The organism is Nocardioides sp. (assembly GCF_025964975.1).
Classification (GTDB): Bacteria; Actinomycetota; Actinomycetes; order Propionibacteriales; family Nocardioidaceae; genus Nocardioides.
Genome location: NZ_JAOPXV010000219.1, coordinates 1 through 8171, shown reverse-complemented (window position 1 = coordinate 8171; position 8171 = coordinate 1). Strand labels below are relative to the sequence as shown.

Sequence of the window (8171 nt, the reverse complement as noted above, 5' to 3'; positions counted from 1 at the left end):
ACCGGGGCCGCGAGGATGAACCCGCGCGCCTCCATGCCGACCACCCGGTCGACGACCACACGGCCCTGCTCGTCACGGCCGGCCGCGGCCAGCGCCGTGACCACGCGGGTGAACGCCTCGTGGTGGTTGAGCAGCGGGGTGATGTCCTTGAACGTCACCCCCGGCTTGGGGAAGTCGACGACGTCGCGCACCAGCGCGTCGATGAGGTCGCTCAGGCTGGTGTCGGCGCTGCCGGACACGTCGGGGGTGGACACGTGGGACCTCTCGGGTGGGGGGAGAGCGCCGGTCACTTGCCGCGCTTGGAGCGCGGCTGGCGGTTCGGCTGGTTGCGGCGGGAGGACCCGCCCTCGCTCAGCGGTGCCTTCGCCTCGGGCACGACACGGCCGGAGCCGGACGCCTCGGGGCGTCGCGACGGCGTCTGCACGGGCGCGCGACGGGGCTCGCCGTCGGCGTCGAGGTCGTCGTCGGCCCCGGAGCCGTGGTCGTGGTCGGCCGCCTCGCGCACGGGCATGCCCTCGGTGAAGGTCGGCACGTCGGCGTAGCGGTCGACGTCGCGCCGGCGGCGGGCCTTGGCCCGGGCGTCCTGCTCGGTGATCTCCTTCTCGCCCGACTTCAGCTGCACCGCGAGCGGCGTGGCGATGAAGATCGAGGAGTAGGCGCCGGCGGCCATGCCGACGAACAGCGACAGCGCGAGGTCCTTCAGCGCACCGGAGCCCAGCGTGGCCACACCGACGTAGAGGATCGCGCCGACGGGCAGCAGCGCCACGATCGATGTGTTGATCGAGCGCACGAGGGTCTGGTTGACGGCGAGGTTGGCCAGCTCGGCGTACGTACGCCGGCTCTGCTTCATGTTCCTGGTGTTCTCCTTGACCTTGTCGAAGACGACGACGGTGTCGTAGAGGGAGAAGCCCAGGATGGTGAGCAGGCCGGTGACGGTGGCGGGGGTGACCTCGAAGCCGGAGAGCGCGTAGACACCGATGGTGATGACGATGTCGTGGGCCAGCGCGACGAGCGCAGCGGCGGACATCTTCCACTCGCGGAAGTAGGCCCAGATGAAGAGCACCACCAGGACCAGGAAGACCACCAGCCCGAGGAGGGACCGCTGGGCGACCTCCTTGCCCCAGCTGGGGCCGATCTCCGTCTGGGAGATGTCGGCATCCGCGGCGCCGGTGCTGTCCAGGATCGTCGCGACGATCTCGGCACTCTCGTCGTCGGTCACGGGCTCGGTCTGGATGGTGATCGCCTCGCTGCCCGAGGTCGTCACCACAGGTGAGGCCGCGCTGGCGATGCCGGTGCCGGCGATGGATTGGCGGAGCTCGTCCGCCGTCTCCTGGGACACGTCGTCGGCGGGCAGCGTGACCCGGTATTCCGCACCACCGGTGAACTCGATGCCCATGTTGAGGCCCTTGGACACGAGTCCGAAGGCAGCCACGGCGATGATGACCGCCGAGGCGGCGTACCAGAGCCATCGGCGTCCGACGAAGTCGATCGAGCGTCGCCCGGAGTAGAGGTCGTTGCCCAGTCGGGAGAATGCGCCCATCAGGCCTTGCCTCCAGAAGTCGCGGTGTGGGTGAGGCCGAGGGTGTCGGCGCTGAGCCCCGACATCGCGTGGCCCCGGTTGAAGAATCGGAAGCGTGCCAGCCACGACACCATCGGGTGCGTGAACCAGAAGAACACGATGAGGTCGATCAGGGTGGACAGGCCCAGGGCGAAGGCGAAGCCCTTCACCACTCCGGCCGCGAAGATGAACAGCACCACTGCGGCGAGCAGCGAGACCGCGTCGGCAGCAAGGCACGTGTTGCGGGCCCGCACCCAGCCGGCCTCGACCGCCGTCGGCATGGACTTGCCGTCACGCATCTCGTCGCGGATGCGTTCGAAGAAGACGATGAACGAGTCCGCTGTGATGCCCACCGCCACGATCAGTCCCGCAATGCCGGGCAGCGACAACGTAAAGCCCACCCCCTCGCTGAGCAGCACGACGAGCGAGTACGTCAGGGTGGCCGCCACGAGCAACGAGGCGATCACCACCAGTCCCAGTCCGCGGTAGTAGACCAGGCAGTAGAGCATCACCAGCAGCAGCCCGGCGAGGCCGGCGGTGATGCCGGCCGAGAGTTGGTTGCCTGCCAGCGACGGGCCGACCAGCTCGACCGGCGGGTCGCTCTCGAACGAGACGGGCAGGGCGCCGTACTGGAGGCTGGTCGCGAGGCTGCGTGCCTCGGCCTCGGTGAACTGCCCGGTGATCTGGGCGTTGCCGTCGTTGATCAGCCCGTTCATGGTCGGAGCCGAGATGACCTGCCCGTCGAGCACGACCGCGAACTGCTTCTGGGTGCCCACGAGCGCCTGCGAGATCTTCGCGAACTCATCGGTCCCCGCACCGTTGAAGTCGAGGTTGACGCCCCACTCCACGCTCGACTGGTTGGGCGCGAGAGTGTCCGCGGCGTCGAGGTCGGTGCCCTCGATCATGGCGACGGACAGCAACAGCTTCGTCCCGTTCTGGTCACACGTGACCAGCGGCTTGTCGGGGTCGTCGACGACGTCCACCGGCTCGCCCGGAGGGGGGCAGCTGAACTTCTCGAAGGCGGCGAGGGACGCCGCGTCGGGGTTGTCCATCCAGGTGAGCGGGTCGTCGATGCCCGACGCCTGGTCGGACGCGTCCTCGGGCACCGGTGCCTGCGTCGCCGGAGACTCCGAGGGGCTGGGTGTCGGGGTCTCGGACCCCTCCGACTCCTCCTGTCCAGCGGGGGCCGCCCATGCGTAGGGCGCGCGGTTGTTGCCCCCGGGGGTGCCCTGCTTCTTGTCCCGAGGCTTGTTCTGCTGCTTCTGGGGAGCCGGGCTGGGTGGGACCGGGTTCGACCCGGTCGGGTCCGGTACACCCGTGGCGCCGGAGACACCGCCGGCGGCGGCCGCCACCACACGGAAGCGGAGCTGGGCCTGTCGCTTGACGGTCTCGACCAGGTCGCGCCGGCTCTCGCCGGGGATCTCCACGACGATGTACTTGTTGCCCTGCGTGGAGACCTCCGCCTCCGCGACCCCGGAGCCGTTGACGCGGTCCTCGATGATGCCCCGGGCCTCGGACAGGCTCTTGCTCGACACATCGCCCTTGGTGATGAGGGTGATCCGGGTCCCGCCCTGGAGGTCGAGCCCGAGCTTGGGCGTCCAGACCCCGGCCAGGGCGACGAGTCCATAGGTCAGGGCGGTGAGCAGGAGGAAGACGACGACGGTACGTCCCGGGTTGGGCTTGCGGGCCATGTCAGCTCTCCTCGGCATGGGGTTCAGGGCTGGAGTCGGAGGGCTCCTCGATCGCTCCGATGGCTGCTCGGACGACCTCGATCTCCGCCCCGGGCGCGATCTCAACGATCGCCCGGTCATCGTCCAGGGACCGGATCGTGCCGAAGATCCCGGAGGACAACATCACTCGCTGACCGGGCAGCAGGCCTGCCTGGAGCTCGGCGATGGCCTTCTGCCGCCGCGATGCAGGACGCACCACCATCAACCAGAAGATCAGCGCGATGGCCACCAAGGGCAGGAAGGAGTAAGGCTCGCCCACGAGAAGTTCCTCAGCTGTGGAAAGACGACAGGAGTGTGGCCTCGCGCAGTGCCGGACGGCACCGGGAGCGACCAACGGTGGAGTGTACGCGGGCACCGCGACGGGGCCGGGTCAGATGTCCTCGAAGAGGGTCGAGTCGGGTCCGACCGGCAGCGCGGGTGGACTCAGGCCCAGGTGGTGCCACGCCGCGGGGGTCGCAACGCGGCCACGCGGAGTGCGGGCCAGGAAGCCCTTGCGGACCAGGAAGGGCTCGGCGACCTCCTCGACGGTCTCGCGCTCCTCGCCGACCGCGACCGCAAGAGTGGAGACGCCGACCGGGCCGCCGCCGAAGCGCCGGCAGAGGACGTCGAGCACGGCACGGTCCAGACGGTCGAGACCGGACTCGTCGACCTCGTAGAGCTCGAGTGCGGCGCGCGCCACCTCGATGGTGACGACGCCGTCGGCTCGCACCTGGGCGAAGTCGCGGACCCGTCGCAGGAGCCTGTTGGCGATGCGTGGTGTGCCGCGGGACCGGCCCGCGATCTCCGCCGACCCGTCGTCGGTGAGCTCGACCTCGAGCAGGCGGGCGGAGCGGTGCACGATGAGGTCGAGCTCGTGGGGCTCGTAGAACTCGAGGTGGGCGGTGAAGCCGAACCGGTCGCGCAGCGGTCCGGGCAGGAGTCCCGCCCGGGTGGTGGCCCCGACCAGGGTGAACGGTGGGATCTCGAGCGGTATCGCGGTGGCACCGGGGCCCTTGCCGATGATGACGTCGACGCGGAAGTCCTCCATCGCTATGTAGAGCATCTCCTCGGCCGGGCGCGACATCCGGTGGATCTCGTCGACGAAGAGCACGTCGCCCTCGTTGAGGCCCGAGAGGATCGCCGCCAAGTCACCGGCATGGGTGATCGCAGGCCCGCTCGTCAGCCGCAGGGGCGTGCTCATCTCGGCGGCGATGATCATCGCCAGCGTCGTCTTCCCGAGCCCGGGAGGGCCGGACAGGAGCACGTGGTCGGGGGCCCGTCCGCGTCGGCGAGCGGCCTCGAGGACCAGTCCCAGCTGGTCGCGCACCCTGGTCTGACCGACCACCTCGTCCAGGCTCTTCGGGCGTAGCGCGGCCTCAACCGCCCGCTCGTCCCCGTCGGCCTCGGCAGAGGTGAGGCGGCGGAAGTGCGCAGCCTCGGCCTCGGTCAGCTCGACGTCGTCGGTGTCGCTCTCCCAGTCCATGACGTGCCTCTCAGGCCTTGCTCAGGGTGCGCAGGGCAGCGCGCAGCAGGGCAGGCACGTCGGGATCGCGCCCGGCGTCAGGGCTGACGGCCTCCACAGCCCTGTCGGCCTCCTTGGCGGACCAGCCGAGCCCCACCAGGCCAAGGTGCACTTGGTCGCGCCACGGGGCTGCGGCCGCCGCGGGCTGGCCGGCGAGGCGGGCGCCGGTCGGTGCGCCGATGCGGTCCTTGAGCTCGAGGATGATCCGCTGCGCCCCCTTCTGGCCGATCCCGGGCACCCGTGTGAGCGTCTTGACGTCCTCGCTGGCCACAGCCGTGCGTACGTCGTCGGGCGAGAGTACGGCGACCATGGCCTGCGCTACCTTGGGCCCCACCCCGGAGGCGGTCTGCACCAGCTCGAAGACCTGCTTCTCGTCGTCGTCGAGGAAGCCGAAGACGGTCAGCGAGTCCTCGCGGACCACCATGCTGCTCGACAAGGTAGCGACGGACCCGACCCGCAGCGTGGCCAACGTGCCGGGCGTGCACATGAGCTCGAGCCCGATCCCGCCCACGTCGAGCACTGCACTGGTCAGGGTGAGGGCGGCGACGTCCCCGCGAACGAAGGCGATCACGACTTCCTCCCTGCCGCAGCCAGCGCGGCGTGCGAACGCGCTGCTTCGATCCTGGCCAGCGCGCCACCGCGCCAGATGTGGGTGATGGCGAGAGCGAGGGCATCGGCGGCGTCGGCCGGCTTGGGTGGGGCGTCCAGCCGCAGGATGCGGGTGACCATCGCCGTGACCTGCGCCTTGTCCGCCCGACCACTGCCCGACACGGCGGCCTTGACCTCGCTCGGTGTGTGGAGCGCGATCGGCAGACCGCGTCGCGCGGCCACCACCAGCGCGATCCCGCTGGCCTGCGCGGTACCCATGATGGTGCTGGAGTCGGAGCGGGCGAAGACCCGCTCCACCGCCACGGCATCGGGCTGGAACTCGTCGAGCCACGCGTCCAGGCCCCGCTCGATCGTCACCAGCCGCTGGGCGATCGGCTCGCTCGGGCTCGTGCGGATCACGTTGACGTCGACCAGGGTCAGTGGGCGCCCGACAGAGCCCTCGACCACCCCGACGCCGCATCGCGTCAGGCCGGGGTCGATCCCGAGCACCCGCATGAAGTCGCACCTCTCGTCCGAACGTCTGTTCGGGCCAAGGCTAACCGAGGCTCCCGCGCTCGGGCGTACGACACGCGCGACCGGGCTCAGTCCTCGTCGTCGAGCTGCGCCAGCACGTCGTCGGGGATGTCAACGTTGGTGAAGACGTTCTGCACGTCGTCGAGGTCCTCGAGCGCGTCGGCGAGCTTGAGCACCTTGGCCGCAGCGTCCTTGTCGACGGGGATCTCCATGCTCGGCACGAACTCGACGTCGGCCGAGTCGTAGTCGATCGCCGCGGTCTGGAGCGACTGGCGCACGTCAACGATGTCGGTCGCCTCGGAGATGACCTGGAAGGAGTCGTCGTGGTCGTTGACGTCCTCGGCACCGGCGTCGAGGGTCGCCTCGAGGACCATGTCCTCGGAGACCTCGGTCGGCGCCCCGTCCTTCTCCTGCGTCTTCGGCACCACGATCACGCCCTTGCGCGTGAACAGGCGCGAGACGGACCCGGGGTCGGCCAGCGTGCCGCCGTTGCGGGTCACGGCGGTGCGCACCTCCATGGCGGCGCGGTTCTTGTTGTCGGTCAGGCACTCGACCAGGAACGCGACGCCGGCCGGTCCGTAGACCTCGTACATGATCGTGGAGTATTCGGCGCCACCCGCTTCGGCGCCGGAGCCGCGCTTGACCGCGCGGTCGATGTTGTCGTTGGGGACCGAGCTCTTCTTCGCCTTCTGCACCGCGTCGAACAGCGTCGGGTTGCCCGACAGGTCGCCGCCGCCCTGACGAGCCGCTACCTCGATGTTCTTGATCAGCTTGGCGAACAGCTTGCCGCGCTTGGCGTCGACCGCGGCCTTCTTGTGCTTCGTGGTCGCCCACTTGGAATGGCCGGACATGGGGGCTCCCTCTGCTAAGCGGTCGTGACCATGTCGACGAAGTAGCGGTGGATGCGGTCGTCCCCGCCCACCTCGGGGTGGAACGACGTCGCCAGCACATGCCCTTCGCGGACGGCGACGATCCTACCCGCCGCCTCCCCCGCCTCGATGCGGGCAAGCACCTCGACGCCCTCGCCCATGCTCTCGACCCACGGCGCCCGGATGAAGATCGCCCGCACCCGGTCGGGCAGGCCCTCGAAGTCGAGCTCGCCCTCGAAGGAGTCGATCTGACGACCGAAGGCGTTGCGGCGCACCGTGACGTCGAGGCCGCCCAGCGTCTCCTGGTCGGGCGGACCACCCTCGACGCGATCGGCGAGCAGGATCATGCCGGCGCACGTCCCGAAGGTGGGCATACCGGCGCGGATCCTCGCCCGGAGCGGCTCGAAGAGCTCGAAGGTCCGGGCCAGCTTGTACATCGTGGTCGACTCGCCACCCGGTATGACGAACGCCTGGCAACGCTCCAGCTCGCGGGGCCGCCGCACTGCGACTGCGTCGACGCCGAGCTCGGTCAGGAGCCGGACGTGCTCGCGGACGTCGCCCTGGAGGGCGAACACTCCGATGGTGGGCGACGACATGCCCGAATCGTAGGGGGAGCTCGGCCTCGCCGACGAAGCGGCGTGCGTCCACGCAGGCCAGGTGTGCCCTGGGCCCGCGTGGAGCCTGCGTGAAGCTCTTCGAGCTGAAGGAAGTGCTGGATCCGGGGGGGACCGCGAGCCCCCATGGCCCGCTGTCACTAGTTTGAGGATCTGCCGTTGCAATTGCTACGCGATTTCGGCACATGACTAGCAAGGACTACGCCCCGGCGAGAACGGCAGCCGTCCGGGCCATGGCGGCGCACCCGATGAGCGCTCGATGGGGGCTCGACGGGGTCACCCGGGCGTCGCAGGGCAACGGACGATCCACAGATCATCCACAGGCGGGGGACGACGCCCGAGGGTTGAGGGCCGAGTCCCGGCCCAGACGACTACCAGCCGCGCTCGGAGAGGCGGTGCGGCTGCGGGATCTCATCGACGTTGATGCCGACCATGGCCTCACCGAGGCCGCGGCTGACCTTGGCCACCACGTCGGGGTCGTCGTAGAAGGTCGTCGCCTTGACGATCGCCTCGGCGCGCTGCTCGGGGTTGCCGGACTTGAAGATGCCCGAGCCGACGAACACGCCCTCGGCACCGAGCTGCATCATCATCGCGGCGTCGGCAGGGGTGGCGATGCCGCCGGCGGTGAAGAGCACGACGGGCAGCTTGCCGGCCGCGGCCACCTCCTTGACGAGGTCGTAGGGCGCCTGCAGCTCCTTCGCGGCGACGTACAGCTCGTCGGGCTCCATGCCGTGGAGACGGCGCAGCTCGGCGCGGATCGTGCGCATGTGGGTGACG

8 protein-coding genes and 2 pseudogenes are annotated in these 8171 nt (G+C 69.9%); all 10 read right to left on the bottom strand.

Annotation, left to right across the window (positions count from 1 at the left end; translation table 11 throughout):
* A pseudogene (locus JWN68_RS17645) lies at nt 1–254 on the bottom strand (adenine phosphoribosyltransferase); the annotation flags it as partial.
* A 32-nt stretch (nt 255–286) separates the two neighbouring features.
* On the bottom strand, nt 287–1540 hold the full coding sequence (gene secF / locus JWN68_RS17640; protein ID WP_297741373.1) for a protein translocase subunit SecF: 1254 nt from the start codon (nt 1538–1540) through the stop codon (nt 287–289).
* Nucleotides 1540–3249 carry a protein translocase subunit SecD gene (gene secD / locus JWN68_RS17635; RefSeq protein WP_297741371.1) on the bottom strand — a complete coding sequence of 570 codons (1710 nt, stop codon included), beginning with the start codon at nt 3247–3249 and terminating at the stop codon, nt 1540–1542. The genes secF and secD overlap by 1 nt, the downstream gene beginning before the upstream one ends.
* Nucleotide 3250: 1 nt before the next feature.
* Complete coding sequence (yajC, locus tag JWN68_RS17630) at nt 3251–3547, bottom strand: preprotein translocase subunit YajC (protein WP_297741369.1); 297 nt, start codon at nt 3545–3547, stop codon at nt 3251–3253.
* Nucleotides 3548–3658: 111 nt separating this feature from the next.
* A complete protein-coding gene (gene ruvB / locus JWN68_RS17625) occupies nt 3659–4750 on the bottom strand; it encodes a Holliday junction branch migration DNA helicase RuvB (protein ID WP_297741367.1) in 1092 nt (363 codons plus the stop codon).
* Between the two features lie 10 nt (nt 4751–4760).
* Nucleotides 4761–5360: a Holliday junction branch migration protein RuvA gene (gene ruvA / locus JWN68_RS17620; protein ID WP_297741365.1), complete on the bottom strand. Its 600-nt coding sequence runs from the start codon at nt 5358–5360 to the stop codon at nt 4761–4763.
* A complete protein-coding gene (gene ruvC, locus JWN68_RS17615) occupies nt 5357–5893 on the bottom strand; it encodes a crossover junction endodeoxyribonuclease RuvC (protein ID WP_297741363.1) in 537 nt (178 codons plus the stop codon). Before ruvC ends, ruvA begins: the two co-directional genes overlap by 4 nt.
* A gap of 86 nt (nt 5894–5979) precedes the next feature.
* Nucleotides 5980–6762: a YebC/PmpR family DNA-binding transcriptional regulator gene (locus JWN68_RS17610; RefSeq protein ID WP_297741361.1), complete on the bottom strand. Its 783-nt coding sequence runs from the start codon at nt 6760–6762 to the stop codon at nt 5980–5982.
* Between the two features lie 14 nt (nt 6763–6776).
* Complete coding sequence (gene pdxT / locus JWN68_RS17605) at nt 6777–7376, bottom strand: pyridoxal 5'-phosphate synthase glutaminase subunit PdxT (protein ID WP_297741359.1); 600 nt, start codon at nt 7374–7376, stop codon at nt 6777–6779.
* A gap of 389 nt (nt 7377–7765) precedes the next feature.
* Nucleotides 7766–8171: pseudogene (locus tag JWN68_RS17600) on the bottom strand (pyridoxal 5'-phosphate synthase lyase subunit PdxS); the annotation flags it as partial.

Coding starts and splice junctions, on each gene's coding strand:
- secF (WP_297741373.1), bottom strand. CDS start 1,540: ATGGGCGCATTCTCCCGACTGGGCAACGACCTCTACTCCGGGCGACGC.
- secD (WP_297741371.1), bottom strand. CDS start 3,249: ATGGCCCGCAAGCCCAACCCGGGACGTACCGTCGTCGTCTTCCTCCTG.
- ruvB (WP_297741367.1), bottom strand. CDS start 4,750: ATGGACTGGGAGAGCGACACCGACGACGTCGAGCTGACCGAGGCCGAG.
- ruvC (WP_297741363.1), bottom strand. CDS start 5,893: ATGCGGGTGCTCGGGATCGACCCCGGCCTGACGCGATGCGGCGTCGGG.
- JWN68_RS17610 (WP_297741361.1), bottom strand. CDS start 6,762: ATGTCCGGCCATTCCAAGTGGGCGACCACGAAGCACAAGAAGGCCGCG.
- pdxT (WP_297741359.1), bottom strand. CDS start 7,376: ATGTCGTCGCCCACCATCGGAGTGTTCGCCCTCCAGGGCGACGTCCGC.